We start from the raw sequence: 18009 nt of genomic DNA on the forward strand, positions 1-18009 counted from the left end.
GCCCTGATGATCACCAGTGTTCTTGTGGCGAACCGCGGCGAGATCGCCTGCCGCGTCTTCCGTACCTGCCGTGAGCTGGGCATCCGCACCGTCGCCGTGCACTCCGACCCGGACGCGGACGCCCTGCACGTGCGCGCGGCCGACCTCGCCGTGCGCCTCCCGGGCGCCACCCCCGCCGACACCTACCTCCGCGCCGACCTCGTCGTGAAGGCCGCCCTGGACGCGGGTGCCGACGCCGTGCACCCCGGCTACGGCTTCCTCTCCGAGAACGCCGGCTTCGCGCGGGCCGTCCTGGACGCCGGGCTGGTGTGGATCGGGCCGCCGCCCGAGGCGATCGAGGCGATGGCCTCCAAGACGCGCGCCAAGGAACTCATGGGTATCGCGCCCCTGCGGGACGTCACCGCCGACGACCTGCCCGTCCTGGTGAAGGCCGCGGCCGGCGGCGGCGGCCGCGGCATGCGCATCGTCACCGAACTCGCCGACCTGGAAGCGGAGCTGGCCGCCGCGCGGGCCGAGGCGGGGTCCGCCTTCGGGGACGACGAGGTGTTCGTCGAGCCGTACCTGGGGGGCGACGCGGGGGCGCGCCACGTCGAGGTGCAGCTCCTCGCGGACGCGCACGGCACCGTCTGGGTGCTCGGCACCCGGGACTGCTCGCTCCAGCGGCGCCACCAGAAGGTCATCGAGGAGGCCCCGGCGCCCGGACTGTCCCCCGGACTCGACCGGGAACTGCACGAGACGGCCGTCCGGGCCGCCCGGGCCGTCGACTACGTCGGCGCCGGCACCGTCGAGTTCCTGGTCGTCGACGGCCGGGCGCACTTCCTGGAGATGAACACCCGCCTCCAGGTCGAACACCCCGTCACCGAGGCCGTGTTCGGCATCGACCTGGTCGCCCTGCAGCTACGCGTCGCCGAGGGGCACCCCCTGGAGGGCGAGCCGCCGGCCCCGCGCGGCCACGCCGTCGAGGCCCGCCTGTACGCGGAGGACCCGGCCGCCGGCTGGGCCCCGCAGACCGGCACCCTGCACCGCCTCACCGTCCCCGGCGTGCGCCTCGACACCGGCTACGCCGACGGCGACCCGATCGGCGTGCACTACGACGCGATGCTCGCCAAGGCCGTCGCCCACGCCCCCACCCGGGCGGAGGCGGTGCGCCGGCTCGCCGGGGCCCTGGAGCGGGCCGCCGTCCACGGGCCCGCCACCAACCGGGACCTGCTCGTACGGTCCCTGCGGCACCCCGAGTTCGCCGACGCCCGCATGGACACCGGCTTCTACGACCGGCACCTGGACGCCCTCACCGCACCCGACCCCGACCCCTGGGCCCCGCTCGCGGCGGCCCTCGCCGACGCCCACGGGCGCTCCCGCTTCGGCGGCTTCCGCAACCTGCCCGCACAGCCGCAGACCAAGCGCTACCGCACCGAGCCGGACGGCGTGGAGCACGAGGTCCGCTACCGGCACACCCGGGACGGCCTGGCCGCCGACGGGGTGCAGGTCGTGCACGCCGACGCCGGCCGCGTCGTCCTCGAAACCGGCGGCGTACGGCGGACGTTCACCGTCGCCCGCTACGGCGACCGGGTCCACGTCAACGGCACCGCGCTGGCCGCGCTGCCCCGCTTCCCCGACCCGGCGGCGCAGACCGCGCCGGGCTCCCTGCTGGCGCCGATGCCCGGCACCGTCGTCCGGATCGCCGACGGGCTCACCGAGGGCGCCCGGGTCGAGGCCGGTCAGACCCTCCTCTGGCTGGAGGCGATGAAGATGGAACACAAGATCACCGCGCCGGCCGCCGGCACCCTCACCGCCCTGCCCGTCCGCACCGGCCGCCAGGTCGAGGTGGGCGCGCTGCTCGCGGTCGTCACCGACTGAAACGCCGGGCCCGACCGGGCCGCCCGCACCTCACTCACCGCACACAAGGAGCCTCATGAGCAGCCCTGTGATCGAGACCGAGGAACACCGCGCGCTGCGCGCCTCCGTGGCCGCGCTCGCCCGCCGCTACGGCCGGGAGTACTTCGCCACCGTCGTCGCCGAGGGCCGGCACACCGACGACCTGTGGACCGAGGCCGCCGGACTCGGCTACCTCGGCGTCAACCTCCCCGCGGAGTACGGCGGCGGAGGCGGCGGCATCGCCGAACTCTCCCTGGTGCTGGAGGAGCTGGGCGCCGCCGGCTGCCCGCTGCTGATGCTGGTCGTCTCGCCCGCCATCTGCGGCACCGTCATCGCCCGCTTCGGCACCGAGGCGCAGAAGCGGGCCTGGCTGCCCGGCCTCGCCGACGGCTCCCGCAAGATGGCCTTCGGCATCACCGAACCGGACGCCGGGTCCAACTCGCACCGCATCACCACCACCGCCCGCAAGGACGGCGGCGACTGGGTCCTCAACGGCCGCAAGGTGTTCATCTCCGGCGTCGACATCGCCGACGCCACCCTGATCGTCGGCCGCACCGAGGACGCCCGGACCGGCCGGCTCAAGCCCTGCCTGTTCATCGTCGGGCGCGACACCCCCGGCTTCGGCCGCCGCCCGATCGCGATGGAACTGGCCGCCCCGGAGAAGCAGTTCGAGCTGACCCTGGACGACGTACGGCTGCCCGGCGACGCCCTCGTCGGCGACGAGGACGCCGGACTCCTCCAGCTCTTCGCCGGGCTCAACCCCGAGCGGATCATGACCGCAGCCTTCGCCCTCGGCATGGGCCGCGACGCCCTCGACCGGGCCGTCGACTACGCCCGCACCCGCCAGGTGTGGAAGGAACCCATCGGCGCCCACCAGGCCGTCGCCCACCCCCTCGCCCAGGCCCACATCGAGCTGGAACTGGCCCGGCTGATGACGCAGAAGGCGGCGCACCTCTACGACGCCGGCGACGACCTCGCGGCGGGGGAGGCCGCCAACATGGCCAAGTACGCGGCCGCCGAGGCCGCGGTCCGCGCCGTCGACCAGGCCGTGCACACCCTCGGCGGCAACGGCCTCACCAAGGAGTACGGCCTCGCCTCGCTGATCACCGCCGCCCGGGTCGCCCGGGTCGCCCCCGTCAGCCGCGAGATGATCCTCAACTTCGTCTCCCACCAGACGCTGGGACTGCCCAAGTCCTACTGAGCGCCCGCCCGGAGAGCATCCCGCCGGGGCCCGCACGGGTCCCGCGTGGGCGCATCGCGTACGTTGCCGGGCAGGCCGCCCGTACCCGACGGTGCGCCGCGCGGCGTCCGCCGGCCGCGCGCCCCCACCGGAAAGATCCTGCGGCGCGCCCGCGCGCACCAGGGAAAGGAGCCCCACGGACCGATGACCGACGCACCCGTGACCCCGCTGGTGTCCCGCTCCCACGAGCGCGGCATCACCACCCTCACCCTGGACTCCCCGCACAACCGCAACGCCCTCTCCGCCCGTCTGGTCGCCGAACTGCACCAGGCGCTCGCGGACGCCGCGGCCGACGACGCCACCCGGGCCGTCGTGCTCACCCACACCGGCGGCACCTTCTGCGCCGGGGCGGACCTGTCCGAGGCCACCTCGGGGGCGGCGAAGGACGGCCCGCTGGGGCTGGCCCGGCTGCTGCGCACCCTCGTCGAGCTGCCCCGGCCGGTCGTCGCCCGGGTCACCGGCCACGTCCGGGCCGGCGGCCTCGGCCTGCTCGGCGCCTGCGACATCTCCGCGGCCGGCCCCGAGGCCACCTTCGCCTTCACCGAGGCCCGCCTCGGCCTCGCGCCCGCCGTCATCTCGCTGCCGCTGCTGCCGCGGCTGGACCCGCGCGCCGCCGGCCGCTACTACCTGACCGGCGAGACCTTCCGCGCCGCGGAGGCGGCCCGGATCGGGCTGGTCACGCTCGCCGCCGAGGACGTCGACGCCGGCCTCGCCCCCGTACTGGAGGGACTGCGCAAGGGCTCACCGCAGGGGCTGGCCGCGTCGAAGAAGCTGGTCACCGCGGAGGTGCTGGCCGCCTTCGACCGGGACACCGACGCGCTCGCCGAACGGTCCGCGCAGCTCTTCGGCTCCGCCGAGGCCCGCGAGGGCATGACCGCCTTCCTGGAGCGACGGGCCCCGTCATGGGCGCGCTGACCCCGGCCCGCGGCCCGAAGCCGCCGCAGCAGGAGCGCAGCCGCGCCACCCGCCAGAAGCTGCTGGAGGCGGCGGTCTCCTGCCTGGCGGAACGCGGCTGGAGCGGCAGCACCGTCTCGGTGGTCGCCGAGCGGGCCGGCGTCTCCCGGGGCGCCGCGCAGCACCACTTCCGCACCCGCGAGGACCTGTTCACCGCGGCCGTCGAGCACGTCGCGGAGAAGCGCCAGGGCGCCCTGAAGGCCGTCGCCCACAACCTGCCGCCCGCCGGGTCCGTCGCCCGGACCTGGATCATCGTCGAGGAACTCGTCGGCCTCTACACGGGACCGCTGTTCCGGGCCGCGCTGCACCTGTGGGTCGCCGCCTCCGACGAGGAGCAGCTGCGCGAGCGGGTGACCGCCCTGGAGGGCCGCGTCGGCCGCGAGGCGCACCGCACCGCGGTGGCGCTGCTGGACGCCGACGAGGCGGTGCCCGGCGTACGGGAGACCGTCCAGGGGCTGCTCGACATGGCGCGCGGACTGGGACTGGCCAATCTGCTGACCGACGACTCGGCCCGCCGCGACCGGGTCGTCGAACAGTGGGCGAAGATCATCGACGGAGTGCTGAACCCGGAGTGACGGCCCCGCCGCCACCCGTGCGCACGCACACACGCCCGCCCCGCACGGCAACACCCCCCTCACATGAGGGGGGTGTTGCCGCGAGGGGAAGAGGGCTCAGCCCTGCGCGATGTCCTCGTATCCCGCGATGTCCCGCGGGCTGCGCGTACCGGGGCCCACGTACCGGGCCGACGGCCGGACCAGCCGGCCGGTCCGCTTCTGCTCCAGGATGTGCGCGCTCCACCCCGCCGTACGGGCGCAGGTGAACATCGAGGTGAACATGTGCGCCGGGACCTCCGCGAAGTCCAGCACGATCGCCGCCCAGAACTCGACGTTCGTGGCCAGCACCCGGTCCGGGCGGCGGTTGTGCAGCTCCTCCAGCGCGGCCTTCTCCAGCGCCTCGGCGACCTCGAAGCGCGGGGCGGCCAGCTCCTTGGCGGTGCGCCGCAGCACCCGCGCCCGCGGGTCCTCGGCGCGGTAGACGCGGTGGCCGAAGCCCATCAGCCGCTCGCCGTTGTCCAGCGCCTGCCGGACGTACGCGCCGGCGTCACCGGTCCGCTCGATCTCCTCGATCATGCCCAGGACCCGGGAGGGCGCGCCGCCGTGCAGCGGACCGGACATCGCACCGACCGCGCCGGACAGCGCCGCCGCGACGTCCGCGCCGGTGGAGGCGATGACCCGGGCGGTGAAGGTGGAGGCGTTCATGCCGTGCTCGGCTGCCGAGGTCCAGTAGGCGTCGACGGCCTTGACGTGCTTGGGGTCGGGCTCGCCGCGCCAGCGCTTCATGAAGCGCTCCACGACGGTCTCCGCCTTGTCGATCTCCTTCTGCGGCACCATCGGCAGCCCCTGCCCGCGCGCCGACTGGGCGACGTAGGACAGCGCCATCACCGCGGCCCGGGCGAGGTTGTCGCGGGCGGTCGCCTCGTCGATGTCCAGCAGCGGTTTCAGGCCCCATACGGGCGCGAGCATCGCCAGCGCGGACTGCACGTCCACCCGGATGTCACCGGAGTGCACCGGGATCGGGAACGGCTCGGCGGGCGGCAGCCCCGGGCTGAACGCCCCGTCGACCAGCAGCCCCCAGACGTGCCCGAAGGACACCTGCCCCACGAGGTCCTCGATGTCGACCCCGCGGTAGCGGAGCGCGCCGCCCTCCTTATCCGGTTCGGCGATCTCCGTCTCGAACGCGACAACTCCTTCGAGTCCGGGTACGAAGTCGGACATCAGGCGGCTCCTCAGGATGGGGACGGCGTGCGGTTGGCACCGGCTGCCGTGCGGACGGTCTGGTGTGCGGCGCCGGTGCGGTTACCCGGCTGCGTCGGGCAGCTCGGGGTCCGTACCGGTCACCCCGGTATGCCCCGCCGGGGCGTGGGTCACGCGACGGTCCCGCCCGCGGTCGGTCGGGGCGCGGGCGGCCGGAAGCGGTGTGCTGCGGCGGGGTCCTGCGGTGGAACGTGTGAGCGGGCCCGTGGTGCGTGAGAACGGGCCGGACGGCACACGATAGCTCCCCCTGTCCGAGGGCCACAGTGGACCGGGCCACGATTTTGGCGGGTCCCCCACCTGCGGGGAAGCGTGAGATCCGGCACACTGGTCGATTTGCTGACGGGAGGGTTACGGGCGGTCGACGAGGGGCAGACTTCCGCCCCTACCGGCTGACCCGGCCGGACCCGATGCTGCAAGATGAGGCCGTGCACCCCGCCGACGCGCCTCACGCCGAGACCCCCGATCCCTCCACCATGCGTGCGCACTACCGCGCCGAGGGACTCGCCGAGTCCGACCTCGCCGCCAGCCCCTACGACCAGTTCGCGCGCTGGTTCAAGGACGCGACCGTGGCCGGCCTGCACGAGCCGAACGCCATGGTCGTCTCGACGGCGGACAGCGCCGGCCGCCCGAGCTCACGGACCGTACTCCTCAAGGGATTCGACGACCGCGGCTTCGTGTTCTTCACCAATTACCGCAGCCGCAAAGGCCGGGAACTGGCCGAGAACCCTTACCTTTCCCTGGTGTTCCCCTGGCACCCGCTCTCCCGCCAGGTAGTGGTCACCGGCACCGCCGAGCGCATCGGCCGGGACGAGACCGCCGCCTACTTCCGCACCCGCCCGCACGGCTCCCAGCTCGGCGCCTGGGCCAGCGACCAGTCGGCGCCGGTCGCCTCCCGTGAGGAACTGGAGCGGGCCTACGAGGAATTGGCCACCCGCTACCCCGAGGGCGAGCAGGTGCCCGCCCCGCCGCACTGGGGCGGCTATCGCGTCACCGCCGAGACCGTCGAATTCTGGCAGGGCCGGCTGAACCGCCTCCACGACCGGCTGCGCTACGTCCGCGACACCGCGCCGGAGGAAGGCGCCGGGGACAGCGGCGAGGCCGGGGAAGTGACCTGGCGGGTGGAGCGCCTGGCGCCCTGAGCGGGGCCGCTGCGGCAGGCCGTCGGGGCCCGGCACGCAGACGACCCGCGGGCTGGTTCCTCCGCGCTCGGTGGCGCGAAGGGCCGGTCGGACGAACCGGCAGCCCGCGGGTCGGGTGACTGCTTGGGATTGGCCGGCTGCGCATCTGCAGTATGCGCTGGTCCGGCGCTGCACTTCGGTGAAGCGACGGGCCGCTAGCCCGCAGCCACCTCACGCGTCCGGTGCGAAATCATTGGCCGAACCACCTCCCTTCTCGTGTGCTCCACACATTAGGAAGGTGGCCGGAACCGCACAACCGAATTTTTCCGGGAGCAACGATTTCCGCGAATCGGGTGTGGGCTGTGTCACGTTCCAGTTGAATGTTCCCAGGTGGAGCATGCACAGCCGCGTTCGTGAGGGGTGCCAGTGACTGCTTCGTCAGCTTCTTCCGGTGCGTCCGGCCCGTCAGCCGCGCTGACCGGCCCGTCGGCCGACACGTCCGGCCCGCCGCCCCCGGACGGCGACGGCGCCGACGAGACCGAGGACTCGGGTCTGCTCGCCGCCCTCCTGGACGGCATGGACGCCGCCCTGGTCGCCTTCGCGGCCGACGGCACGGTCACCCACTGGAACCACGAAGCCGCCCGCATCCTCGGCTGGACCGCCGACGAGGCCGTCGGCCGTACGGGCCTGGCCGGCTGGGCGGTCCGCAAGGAGGACGCCGACGGCATCGAGGCGGCACTCGCGGCCGCGATGCGCTCCCCGGGCCGCCAGGTCCACGAATTCGCCCTGCTCACCAAGGACGGCCACCGGGTACTCGTCCGCACCCAGGCGTCCGCGGTCCGCGGCCCCGGCGGCCGGGTCGCCGGCGTCTACTGCGCCTTCAGCGAGGTGCACACCCAGATGGACCTGGAGCGGTCCATCGCGCTCAGCGAGGCGCTCTTCGAGGACGCCTCGTGGGGCGTGGTGCTGGTCGACGCCGACCTGCGGCCCGCCGTCGTCAACGCACACGCCGCCCGCACCCTCGGCGTGGGACGCACCGCCCTGCTGGGGCGCCCGCTGGGAGACCTGCTGGCGCAGGGCGTCGAGGAACTGGAGTGCGCCCTCCAGCACGTCCTCGCCGAGGGCGCGCCGCCGGCCGCCGCCGAACTGTGGGTGACGCTGCGCTCCGAGGAGGCCGAACTGCCGCGCCGGTGCTGGCGCAGCGGCTTCGTACGGCTGGCCTCGCCGCTGACGGAGGAGCCGGTACCGCTCGGCGTCGCCTGGCTCTTCCAGGACGTCACCGAGGCCAAGCGCACCGAACAGGACAATTCCCTGCTCCGCTTCCGCGCCCACCAACTGCACCGCGCCGGCCGGGCGGCGGCCGAGTGCCCGGACCCGGCCGAGGCCGCGGCCGTCCACCTCGACTTCGCACTCGCGGGCTTCGCCGACCACGGCCTGGCCGACCTCGCCACCAGGCCCGCCCCGGCGCCGTACGGGGCGGTCGCCGACGACGACGCGGACGACGCCTACGACACGTACGGCGCCCACGACACGTACGACGCGTACGGCACCCGCGGCACCCACGACATCTACGGCACCGAGGCCACCGGCGACGCCCGCGACCGGGCCGGCGCGCAGGCGGGCACGGGAACCGGGCGTGGCGCGGGGTGCGCGCTGGTGCGGACGCTGGCGTCGCCGGCCGGTGCGCCCGGCCCGTCCGAGGCGTTCACGGCGACCGGCATCCCGGTGCCGTACCCGCCGGGCCACCCGGCGTTCCAGGCGTTCCAGCGGCGCGGCCCGGTGCGGACCAGCGCCGGCGCCGCCCCGGCCGAGGGCTGGGCGGCCGCCCGGCACTGGCCGGACGGCACCGTGCACGGCCTGTGCGTGGTGCTGCGCAGCCGCGGCCGCACGCTCGGCGTGCTGACGTTCCTGCGCTCGCCCGCGCGCCGCCCCTTCGATCGCGCCGACGCCGACTACGCCGAGGAGGTCGCCGCCCGGATCGCCGCCTGCCTGGACCTGTCGGGCGCGGCGTCGAGCTGAGGGCACCTCACCGAACCGTCACCGTCACCGTGGCGGCGTGGGCGTCATGCCCCGTGGAGGGGGCGGCCCGTCCCTCAGTGCCGGTAGAAGATCCGGTCCGCGTAGTCGGTCATCACCCGGGCGTTCCACTCGTGCCCGCCGTCGACGTTCCCGGAGCGCAGCAGCGGCGGGTCGATGCCCCGTTCGGCGAGCGTGCCCGCGGCCGTCGCCACCACGGCCTGCATGATCGCGCTGGTGACGACCGTGGAGGCGGGGGCGAACGGCGCGTCGATACCGGGCAGCGTCAGTTCCGCGTCCCCGACCGGGATCCGGCTGTCCAGCACGAGGTCGCAGTGGTCCTTGAGGTAGCTGCCGGAGACGTGCCGGGACTTGGTGGCGTCCGCGTAGGCCACCGACGTCACGCCGATGACCTTGATCCCCAGGGCGCGCGCGTTCATCGCCATCTCCACGGGCAGCGCGTTGCGCCCGGACAGCGAGATGATCACCAGCACGTCGTCCGGCCGCAGCGCACTGGTGTCCAGCACGGCCGCGGCCAGCCCGTCGACCCGCTCCAGCGCGCTGCCGAGCGTCGCGGGACGTACGTCGACGCCGACGACGCCCGGGACGGACAGCAGGTTCATGATCGCGAGGCCGCCCGCGCGGTAGACCGTGTCCTGGGCGGGGAGCGAGGAGTGCCCGGCGCCGAACGAGAAGACCCGGCCGCCCGCCGCGACGGTGTCCGCGATCAGCCGTCCGGCCGCGGTGATCCGCTCGCCCTCCTCGTCGCGGACCTGCCGCAGCAGGTCGATCGCGGCGTCGAAGTACTTCCCGGCCAGCCGGTCGCTCCGGTCGCTCTCAGCCATTGCCGCGGGCCCCTCTCGTCGGATGTCGTGTCGTCGGTCCGGATGTTCGGTGGTGCGGTCACTCGCGCGTTTCAGGCGTGCGTTCACTCGTGCGTTCAGCGGCGTGGCCGGTCCGGCGCCGTCGGATCCGCTGCCCGTCGGTGCCGGCGCCGGGTCCGCTGCCGGTGCCCCGGATCGCGTGGTTTCCCGCGCCGGTCCGGCGGGCTCCGGCGCGCCGGGCCCCGCCGGCCCCACCACCTACTGATCAGTGGCGCGGATCACGTTGCGGTCTGGACCAGTGCCCTGTCAATACGGCCGCGGGGCTCCGGAGGACGTGACCGCGCCACTCGGGCCTGTACGCCGGGGAGGGGCCCGTCGGCACGGCGGCGCGGGTCCGGTCCGCGGACGAGGCGGCACCGTTGTCAGTGGGATGCGTCAGAATTGAGTCCAGGGCCACCGCACCACACATCGAGGGGCACGCATGTCCGGACTGATCGACACCACGGAGATGTATCTCCGCACCATCCTCGAGCTGGAAGAGGAAGGTGTGGTCCCCATGCGCGCCCGCATCGCGGAGCGGCTCGAACAGAGCGGTCCGACGGTGAGCCAGACGGTCGCGCGCATGGAGCGAGACGGGCTGCTGACGGTCGCGGGTGACCGGCACCTGGAGCTGACGGAGGAGGGCCGGCGGCTGGCGACCCGGGTGATGCGCAAGCACCGCCTCGCCGAATGCCTGCTGGTCGACGTCATCGGGCTCGAATGGGAGCAGGTGCACGCCGAGGCGTGCCGCTGGGAGCACGTGATGAGCGAGGCGGTCGAGCGCCGCGTCGTGGAGCTGCTGCGGCATCCGACCGAGTCGCCGTACGGCAACCCCATCCCGGGCCTTGAGGAACTGGGCGAGAAGGCCGAGGCCGACCCGTTCCTGGACGCCGGCATGGTGAGCCTGATGGACCTGGATGCCGGGGCCGACGGCAAGACCGCCGTGGTGCGCCGGATCGGTGAGCCGATCCAGGCGGACGCCCAGCTGATGTACACCCTGCGGCGGGCCGGTGTGCAGCCCGGCGCGGTGGTGAGCGTGACGGAGTCGCCGGCCGGGGTCCTGGTCGGCAGCAGCGGCGAGGCCGCCGAGCTGACCTCCGACATCGCCTCCCACGTGTTCGTCGCCAAGCGCTGACCCACCCGCCGCCGAAGGCGGAACGGCGTGCGTGCGCGGCCTCACCGCCGCGCCCGCACGCCCCTGCCGCCCTGCACGGAACTGCTGCGGTATCCGCCTCTGCCGCCGCGTACTGCTGCCCTGCGCGACGCCGAAGGGCACGAGTTCCCGTCCGTCGGGCGTCAAGCGTGTCCACCCGGCGCCGACCGCAGTTTCTTCCCCGTCGCGCCGACGTCCCTGACGCCCCATGAGCCCGCTGAGCTGCGCCGACGCGCCGCTGAGCGGGCTCGGCAACTTCTTGCGCGTTGAACGGACTTGTGCGAATCCGTGCGATACGGCCGGTCTCGTGTCACGCTGACGCATGGCCATGCGTCAGCCTGTCCTTGCCAGGGAGGGGGCTCGAATGCGTCCACCGAGTGTGGGGACGGTCAGGGCCCCGGCGCTGCGAGCAGCCGGGGCCCTGCCTCCCCATGTCCCCCACCCAAGACCCGGAGCCCCGAGCTCCCAGGGTCTTCCCCCGCGGGCCCCCTTCCCGGTAGGGCCCGCCTCCCGGCAGATGTCTCCCCGTGGCGCGCGTGACCAATCCTTGAGCGAGGTCACTCGAACGAGGGGTATTACGTGTCAGATCGGCGCGTTCGAATAGAGGTTCGATAGTGTGGGCTGCTCAAGGGACGATTGGGGGTGCCAGGGCACATGACGCGGCGTATCGATGTGACAGGGGCCGGCGGCGTACGGCTCGCCGCCTGGGAATTCACCGACCCGCCCAAGATCGGCGGCGGGTTGGAGGGGAGCGAGCAACGGCCGGGTGTGCTGCTGCTCCACGGCCTGATGGGGCGCGCCTCGCACTGGGCGGACACCGCCCGCCGGCTGAGTGCCCGTCATCGCCCGGTCGCCCTGGACCAGCGCGGTCACGGCCGCAGCGAGAAGCCCGCCGAGGGCCCCTACGACCGTGCGGCGTACGTCGATGACGCCCTCGCCGCCGTCGAGCAGCTCGGCCTCGCCCCGGTCGCCCTGGTCGGGCATGCCATGGGTGCCCTGACGGCGTGGCAGTTAGCGGCCCGGCGACCGGATCTGGTCAGCGCGCTGGTCATCTGCGACATGCGCGCCTCGGCGCTGGGTGCGGCCTCCCAGCACGAGTGGACCGAGTGGTTCCGCTCCTGGCCGGTGCCGTTCGCGACGCTCGCCGACGTCCGCAAGTGGTTCGGCGAGGACGATCCGACCCTGGAGCGTCCCCGGCCGGCCCGCGGTGAGTTCTTCGCCGAGGTGATGGCCGAGCGCGCCGACGGCTGGCGTCCCGTCTTCTCCCGTCGGCAGATGCTCACCGCCCGCGAGACCTGGGTCCATGACGCCCACTGGGAGGAGCTCGCCCAGGTGTTCTGCCCCACCCTGGTCGTCCGCGGCCTGGACGCCGAACTGGGCCGCGCCGAGGCCCAGGAGATGGTCCGCGTGCTCCCGCGCGGCGCCTACGCCGAAATCCCGGACGCCGGCCATCTGCTCCCCTGGGAACAGCCCGACGCCTGGTGCGCCGCCATCGAACCATTCCTCCAAGCGGCGACGCGGCCCAGCTGACCCGCGCCCCACGACCCGCCCGCGGGCCGCGCCCCCTGCTCCAGGGAACCCGGCCCACGGACAACTCCCGGGGCGATCAGTCGAGCCCCGAGGACCCCTCCAGGGGTCAGCCATGCCTCGCGGACGACTTCGGCGCGTCGGCGCGTGCGCTGTACGGCGCGTCCCCGGGACGGAGCCAGCCCTGACCCGCGCCGTGCAGGACCGGCCGGCTCAGCCGGCGTTGGCGAACTTCCAGACGAACGGCGTGCCGCTCTGCCCGTCGCCCGCCCAGTGGACCTCCACCGACTTCGTCCCCGCCGGGATCATGTAGGTCTGGCAGATGGTGTGGCTCTGCCCGACCTTCCAGTTCTCGATGTCGATGGTGTCCTCGCAGCCCGGGCCGTCCTCGGCGGCGCCTATCAGCAGTCCGCCGCGCCGGCCGTCCGCGTAGATCTCGGACTCATTGCCCACCCGGGGCATGTCCTTGACCACGCCGCCGCCCTTGTTCGTGTACGTGATCCACGCGGTGGCGGCCACGAGGCCCTTGGCGTCCTTCGGGTCCGAGACCAGCTTCTTGGCCTCGGCCTCGGTCCCCACGTGAATCTTCTCCGCGGTGACGTCGTAGGTGATTTCCTGCTTGCCGTTCTCTTCCTTGAACTTACCCGTGCCGCGCTGGCCGGCCTTCAGCTCACCGCCGCCCGCCGGGTCCGCCGGCTTCTTTTCCGCCTTCGGGGCATCGGCGGCCGCATTGCTCTTCTTGTCGTCCTGAGCCCCGGCCGAGCCCTTTTTGTCCCCACAGGCGGTCAGCGCCAGCGCCAATACGGCGACGGGTGCCACGGCGCGCAGCCATACGGTCTTCGTGTGCAGCAAAATGCTCTCCCGGCAGACGTTCTCCCCCGTCGCGCCACACAGTTGCCCGTGTGCGCGAACGGCTGTGCCTGCGGAGCATAAGAGCGGGGATTCAGCTTTGTCGAAACGCGGAAGGCGCCGCCGTAACGGCAACTCGATGGCATTCGCGGTAATTTCCCCGAAAGGCGCAGGAGTTCAGCTCCCCTTCTGCCCAATTGTGGAGTGAATTCACCATCCTTGGCGTGGCGTCAGAAATACCGCTCGAACCCCCGGAGTCCACGCCGAACGGTCACTTCACGGTGCGGGTGAAATCCCCGCGCTGAACACGCGCGGCGAGCGAGTCCCCGTCGCCGCTCAGCAGGGAGCCGTATCCGGTGGCCGCCCACAGACTGTCCTCGGCCGGGACCTCGAAGTACGGCACCGGGCGGCCCTCCAGCCGGTCGGTGAGCACCTCCGGGGCACGCCGGCTGCGCACGGCCCGCAGACACACCTCGCAGGCCGCCACCCGCAACTGCTCGCGGCGGCCCAGCGGCCGCCAGGGTATGCGGCGGACGGCGGGCCCGTGGAGCGGGTGGAAGAAGCACAGCGGGAGCGTGACCGGGGCCGTCGAAAGCGCCGCCCGGCCCTCCGCGATCAGCGCGAACACCCCTGCCAGGTCGGCGGTTCCGCGAGCCCGGTCCAGGACCGTGCCGGCCGCGGCGTAGGCGTCCAGGGCCCGTGTGACAGCCGTCGGATCACCCTGCGCGGCACGCGCCTCCTCACCGAGCCGTACGACCTCCTCGTCGGCCCGCTCACGCAGTCCGGCCTCGTCGGCCTCCCTGGCGGCGGCGAAGACGGACCGCGGCAGTGCGAACGGCGTCGAGAGGTCACGCAGCCGCGCCCGCCGCCGCAGCAACAGCCCCGCCGCGGCCACCAGCAGCAGCGGGCCGACGACCAGCGACAGGATCCGTATCAGGGGCGAGCGCTGCCCGGCGCCCGCCCCGGCTGCCTTGTCCGGCCCGGGCGTCGGGGAGCCGAGGCCGGCGGTGGCCTTCTTGTACACCGCGTCGCCGTTGCCCGCCTTGATGATGCTGATCGCGCGGGCGATGCGGCCGGCCGGTCCCGCGCCCTTCATGTCGTCCTGGAAGAAGACCGCGGCGGCGGCATGGACCGCCTGATGGGCGCCCGAGGGCCACTCCCGGGCGGCGATGTCGTCGGAGTAATCGCCGAGCGTGATGAGGATGGACGGGCCGCCGCCCATCCGGTCATGGACCACCTCGGCCAGCTGCTCCGGCTTGCCGCCCCAGCTGTCGCCCTCGACCAGCGGCACCAGCACGACACGGATGGGCAGCCGGGTCTGCCGGATCTGGTCGACCAACTTGCGCTGCTGCGCACTGTCGACGGCCGTGGCCAGGGACGGGTCGACATAGACCGGGGAGCGGCGCAGCGCATCGGCGATCCTCTGCCCCGGGCTGCGCTGCCCGGCACTGCGCTGCCCGGCAGCGTTCTCGCCAGCACTGTTCTGTCCGGCACTGTGCCGCTCCGGTCCCTGCGGGCCCGCTGCCCCGTCGGCCGCCGTCGCACCGGGTGCCGCGACACCCAGCAGCAGGACGACGGCGGAGGCGCCGACGGCGAGGGCGCGCCGCATCCGACGGACGACCGGAAGCCGCCGTGCACGGGAGCTGGCCCCGAAGGGCCGGGCCCCGAAACGCCGGGCAGTGAATGGCCGGGCGCCCGGGAGTCCGGTGCCAGGAAGCGGGGCACCGGCACCGGGGGAGAGGGGACAGGGCTGGGAGGGGTCAGTGCACACCGAAGTACTCCCGTACATCGCGGGTGAGTTGATCGATTTCCGTCCCGTCGCCGAGTGCGGACAGCGGCCCGGGGAGCGTGGCGTACGGGGCATGCGCACCGCGTCGGGCGCTCCCCGACGGGCGGAGCCGCAGCACCGGGCCGAGCGTCAGCCGGCACGCTTCACACACCGGCAGCGACCGCGCCCGGGTCCGGGCCCTCCCACCGCCCTCGGGCGGTACCTGCACCCGCTTGTGCGCCACGCCGTGCAGCGGATTGCGATGGCAGACGAACCGCGCCGCGTCCGGCTCCCCGATCGCGGTCCGGCCCGCCCTGGCAAGCACGATGGCGCAGGCCAGCGCGGCCGGGGTGGCATCGGCGTCGATCCGGCCGTCACTGTCCCCGTCGATCAGCAGCGCCGCGGCGTCCAGGCACTCCCAGGCCCGCCGCTGGGAGTCCTCGGACAGCGCGGCCACCGGTTCCAGGGCTGCGGTGAGGGCATCCAGTTCTTGCCGGGCGTTGCGCCGCAACCACGCCGTCGAGGGCTCGGTCGGGGCCGGCGAACGGGCGTCGCCGGGTGCACCGGACGCCGTACGCCGGCGCCGGGTTATCCGACGGACGATGCCGCACGCCGCCGCCACCAGCCCGAAGAGCAAACCGGCGAGGAACGTGCCGATGACCAGGCCGGGTTCGAAGTCGCCCGTGAACAGTCCGGGCAGCGCCTTTTCCTCGACGGGGTCGTCAGCGGCCGGCGGTTCATAGGGCATATGGCCCGCCTTGGCCTTGGGTGACTTGCTGACGTAGGTCAGCAACTGGTCGAGCCGATGGCCGAGCGGGGGGTCGGTGGACTGGGGGTACGAGAGGTCGCGCGGGCGGTTGATGAGGTACATATCGTCAACGCGGGTGCCGTAGTTGACCAGGTCGATGCTGCCGCTCCCCGGATCGGCGAGCACGATGAGCAGGTCGCGGCGCAACCGCGTGTGGAGGGCCTTGGCCAGCAGGTCCCTGTTGCCGCCCGACTCGTCGTCCGTGCTGCTGGGCACGGCGGCGATCACCACCGGCACGTCCAGCGCCCGTAGCCGCCGGCGGAGGTGGGCGCGCTCGGTCGCGTCCAGCGCCGGCGGACTCTCCGGGTCGGTATAGAGCGGATCGCGGCGGAGGCCGTCGGTCACCCGGTCGATCCGGGCGCGCATATCGGCGGCCGTCGGCCGGGAGCCGTCGCCGCTGGTCGTGTCGTCGAAGACCTGCGTAGCGGTGAAGGCGATCAGCCCACCCAGCACCGCGGCGGCGGCCAGCAGCGGCAGCAACCGCTCGCGCGGATACGGCCCGGGCCCACCGGCCCCCTTCCTGCCGCCGGTCCCTTTCTTCCCGCTCCCGGGCCCCTTCGCCCCGGTACCGGCCTTCTTTCCGCCGTGGGCGGTCGCCTTACCGTGGGCGGTCGCTTTGCCGCCAGTGGCCGTCGTCCGTCCGCCGACCGCCTTCGCCCCTCCACGCGTTGCGGGCACCCGTACGCCCCCGGCGACGGAGGGGCGATCAGCTCCGCCCGTGGCCGTGGCCGTGGCCGTGGCTGCGGCCCGCCGCACCCGCCGGCGCTGGAGTGCGTACACGGTGATCAGCAGAGCCGTGAGAGGAATGCCGGTGACCGCGATGCCGGTGACGAAGCTCTGGTTCTCCCGGTCGGTCCGGTCCGTGTGCACGGAGGGCGGCCCGTCCGGGTCGTCCTCGGAGGCGGCCCGCGCCTGCTCCGCGCGCTGATGCGCGTGCCCGGAGGTCACCACCTCGACGAAGTGCCGGAACACCTCGCGCGGGGTGGCGTCGTACGCGAGCTCGTACAGCGTCGCCCGGCTCGCGTCCTCGGCGCCGGGCAGACTCACACCGTATGTCTGCACCGCGTCGATCCCGGTATCGCCTATCGCGACGTAGAGGCCCTTGCGCGCCAGTCGGTCATGGACACCGGCGAGCACGGCGGACGGCTCGGCCCCGAAGGAGGAACTCGGCAGGACGATGACGTAGGTCGAAACGCCCAGCCGCCGGGCCTCCCTTGCGAAGTCGGGTGCCGTCGACCGGGGGACCTCGCGGGGGAGCTGGTCGCTGATGTAGACCGGGTCCTTGCGCAGCTGCTCGGCGAGGTACGCCGTCTGCGTCGGACTGTCGGGGGCCCCCGGCGTGGCCTCGGCGGCGTGTACGGAGCCGGTGCAGAACAGCACCGCCAACCAGCCCGCCACCAGCACGATTCCGGCACGCATCACCGCTGCCACCCCCCTGGCCCTGCCTCGTTCATGTCGTTGCGACGACGCTACCGCCACGCCGCGCGGCCCGCTGCGGCCTGTGGATAACTTCACGAGTCCCGACGTCAGGGCAATGTTCGGGGCCGCCGCCGCAGCCGCCGATATCGCGGGGACTCGGCTTGAGTCGGGCCGAACTCGGCGCCCGGGCGGGTGCCGTGGCGGGGACACAGCGGGACCCCGACGATCCACTGGAGGGCAGCCGGAGCACCCCGACCGGCCGGGCGCCCGCCGCTTCAACCGAGCCCCTGCGGCCCGCCGAGGACCGACGTTGCAGCCGCGAGACATGATCTCTGCCGCGTCCACCGATTCAGCCGGGGATCGGCACCTGTTGACGGCCGCTGCCCGAAGCCGGGGCGCAACGCCCTGTCGGGCCACGCCGCTTCAGTCGTACGGCCCCCCTCACCGGAGGCCCACGATCCAGTTGGGCCCAGCCGCCGCACGGGGGCCGATGCGATGACCGCCGCCCTCGCGGCCCGGAACGGCCCGCAACGGCCCGGCGATGCTTCCCCCCGCCCCCTCCCCCTCCTCCCCCTTCGGGGGAGGGGGGCGGGGGTGGGTTCGGG

Annotated in this window: 13 protein-coding genes; 8 read left to right on the plus strand and 5 right to left on the minus strand. The window is 73.7% G+C overall.

The window, feature by feature from the left end; genetic code table 11:
• Window positions 1–6: 6 nt before the first annotated feature.
• The 4 genes from OO62_RS33585 to OO62_RS33600 all read left to right on the plus strand — a co-directional run bounded on the left by OO62_RS33585 (window position 7) and on the right by OO62_RS33600 (window position 4644).
• Entirely contained in the window at window positions 7–1857 is a 1851-nt protein-coding gene (locus OO62_RS33585; RefSeq protein WP_033271486.1) for an acetyl/propionyl/methylcrotonyl-CoA carboxylase subunit alpha, read from the plus strand.
• Window positions 1858–1912: 55 nt separating this feature from the next.
• The gene (locus OO62_RS33590) at window positions 1913–3076 is read left to right on the plus strand and encodes an acyl-CoA dehydrogenase family protein (protein ID WP_033271487.1); all 1164 of its coding nucleotides are present in this window, start codon (window positions 1913–1915) and stop codon (window positions 3074–3076) included.
• A 183-nt stretch (window positions 3077–3259) separates the two neighbouring features.
• Window positions 3260–4030: an enoyl-CoA hydratase family protein gene (locus tag OO62_RS33595; protein WP_033271488.1), complete on the plus strand. Its 771-nt coding sequence runs from the start codon at window positions 3260–3262 to the stop codon at window positions 4028–4030.
• The gene (locus OO62_RS33600; protein WP_033271489.1) at window positions 4018–4644 is read left to right on the plus strand and encodes a TetR/AcrR family transcriptional regulator; all 627 of its coding nucleotides are present in this window, start codon (window positions 4018–4020) and stop codon (window positions 4642–4644) included. Before OO62_RS33595 ends, OO62_RS33600 begins: the two co-directional genes overlap by 13 nt.
• Window positions 4645–4740: 96 nt before the next feature.
• On the opposite strand, the gene OO62_RS33605 is transcribed toward OO62_RS33600, so the two are convergent.
• Window positions 4741–5844: a citrate synthase 2 gene (locus OO62_RS33605; RefSeq protein WP_033271490.1), complete on the minus strand. Its 1104-nt coding sequence runs from the start codon at window positions 5842–5844 to the stop codon at window positions 4741–4743.
• Window positions 5845–6290: 446 nt separating this feature from the next.
• Between OO62_RS33605 and pdxH the strand changes: the two genes are divergently transcribed.
• A complete protein-coding gene (gene pdxH / locus OO62_RS33610; protein ID WP_228332511.1) occupies window positions 6291–7022 on the plus strand; it encodes a pyridoxamine 5'-phosphate oxidase in 732 nt (243 codons plus the stop codon).
• A 453-nt stretch (window positions 7023–7475) separates the two neighbouring features.
• Window positions 7476–9020 (plus strand): PAS domain-containing protein, encoded by a 1545-nt coding sequence (locus OO62_RS33615; protein WP_033271498.1) that lies wholly within the window; start codon window positions 7476–7478, stop codon window positions 9018–9020.
• Window positions 9021–9094: 74 nt separating this feature from the next.
• Here the strand turns inward: OO62_RS33615 and OO62_RS33620 are convergent, their stop codons facing one another.
• Window positions 9095–9862, minus strand: coding sequence for an SIS domain-containing protein (locus OO62_RS33620; RefSeq protein ID WP_033271491.1), 768 nt, complete (start codon window positions 9860–9862; stop codon window positions 9095–9097).
• A gap of 460 nt (window positions 9863–10322) precedes the next feature.
• Between OO62_RS33620 and OO62_RS33625 the strand changes: the two genes are divergently transcribed.
• Both OO62_RS33625 and OO62_RS33630 read left to right on the plus strand, forming a co-directional pair.
• Entirely contained in the window at window positions 10323–11015 is a 693-nt protein-coding gene (locus OO62_RS33625) for an iron-dependent transcriptional repressor DtxR (RefSeq protein WP_030415691.1), read from the plus strand.
• Window positions 11016–11687: 672 nt separating this feature from the next.
• Entirely contained in the window at window positions 11688–12563 is an 876-nt protein-coding gene (locus tag OO62_RS33630) for an alpha/beta fold hydrolase (protein ID WP_033271492.1), read from the plus strand.
• A gap of 210 nt (window positions 12564–12773) precedes the next feature.
• Here OO62_RS33630 and OO62_RS33635 read toward each other — a convergent pair whose 3' ends face one another.
• The 3 genes from OO62_RS33635 to OO62_RS33645 form a co-directional block, all read right to left on the minus strand.
• Window positions 12774–13412, minus strand: a complete 639-nt coding sequence (locus OO62_RS33635) for a hypothetical protein (RefSeq protein WP_033271493.1) — start codon at window positions 13410–13412, stop codon at window positions 12774–12776.
• Window positions 13413–13680: 268 nt separating this feature from the next.
• Window positions 13681–15018: a hypothetical protein gene (locus OO62_RS33640; protein WP_033271494.1), complete on the minus strand. Its 1338-nt coding sequence runs from the start codon at window positions 15016–15018 to the stop codon at window positions 13681–13683.
• A gap of 151 nt (window positions 15019–15169) precedes the next feature.
• Window positions 15170–17404 (minus strand): hypothetical protein, encoded by a 2235-nt coding sequence (locus OO62_RS33645; RefSeq protein WP_078617491.1) that lies wholly within the window; start codon window positions 17402–17404, stop codon window positions 15170–15172.
• Between the last annotated feature and the right edge of the window lie 605 nt (window positions 17405–18009).

The sequence above is a fragment of the Streptomyces lydicus genome (assembly GCF_000717345.1).
In the GTDB taxonomy this organism is placed as follows: Bacteria; Actinomycetota; Actinomycetes; order Streptomycetales; family Streptomycetaceae; genus Streptomyces; species Streptomyces lydicus.

Bases quoted from the DNA above. Each gene is read 5' to 3' on its own strand.
- OO62_RS33585 (WP_033271486.1), top strand. From the start codon at position 7: ATGATCACCAGTGTTCTTGTGGCGAACCGCGGCGAGATCGCCTGCCGC.
- OO62_RS33590 (WP_033271487.1), top strand. From the start codon at position 1,913: ATGAGCAGCCCTGTGATCGAGACCGAGGAACACCGCGCGCTGCGCGCC.
- OO62_RS33595 (WP_033271488.1), top strand. From the start codon at position 3,260: ATGACCGACGCACCCGTGACCCCGCTGGTGTCCCGCTCCCACGAGCGC.
- OO62_RS33600 (WP_033271489.1), top strand. From the start codon at position 4,018: ATGGGCGCGCTGACCCCGGCCCGCGGCCCGAAGCCGCCGCAGCAGGAG.
- OO62_RS33605 (WP_033271490.1), bottom strand. From the start codon at position 5,844: ATGTCCGACTTCGTACCCGGACTCGAAGGAGTTGTCGCGTTCGAGACG.
- pdxH (WP_228332511.1), top strand. From the start codon at position 6,291: ATGCTGCAAGATGAGGCCGTGCACCCCGCCGACGCGCCTCACGCCGAG.
- OO62_RS33620 (WP_033271491.1), bottom strand. From the start codon at position 9,862: ATGGCTGAGAGCGACCGGAGCGACCGGCTGGCCGGGAAGTACTTCGAC.
- OO62_RS33625 (WP_030415691.1), top strand. From the start codon at position 10,323: ATGTCCGGACTGATCGACACCACGGAGATGTATCTCCGCACCATCCTC.
- OO62_RS33630 (WP_033271492.1), top strand. From the start codon at position 11,688: ATGACGCGGCGTATCGATGTGACAGGGGCCGGCGGCGTACGGCTCGCC.
- OO62_RS33640 (WP_033271494.1), bottom strand. From the start codon at position 15,018: ATGCGGCGCGCCCTCGCCGTCGGCGCCTCCGCCGTCGTCCTGCTGCTG.
- OO62_RS33645 (WP_078617491.1), bottom strand. From the start codon at position 17,404: ATGCGTGCCGGAATCGTGCTGGTGGCGGGCTGGTTGGCGGTGCTGTTC.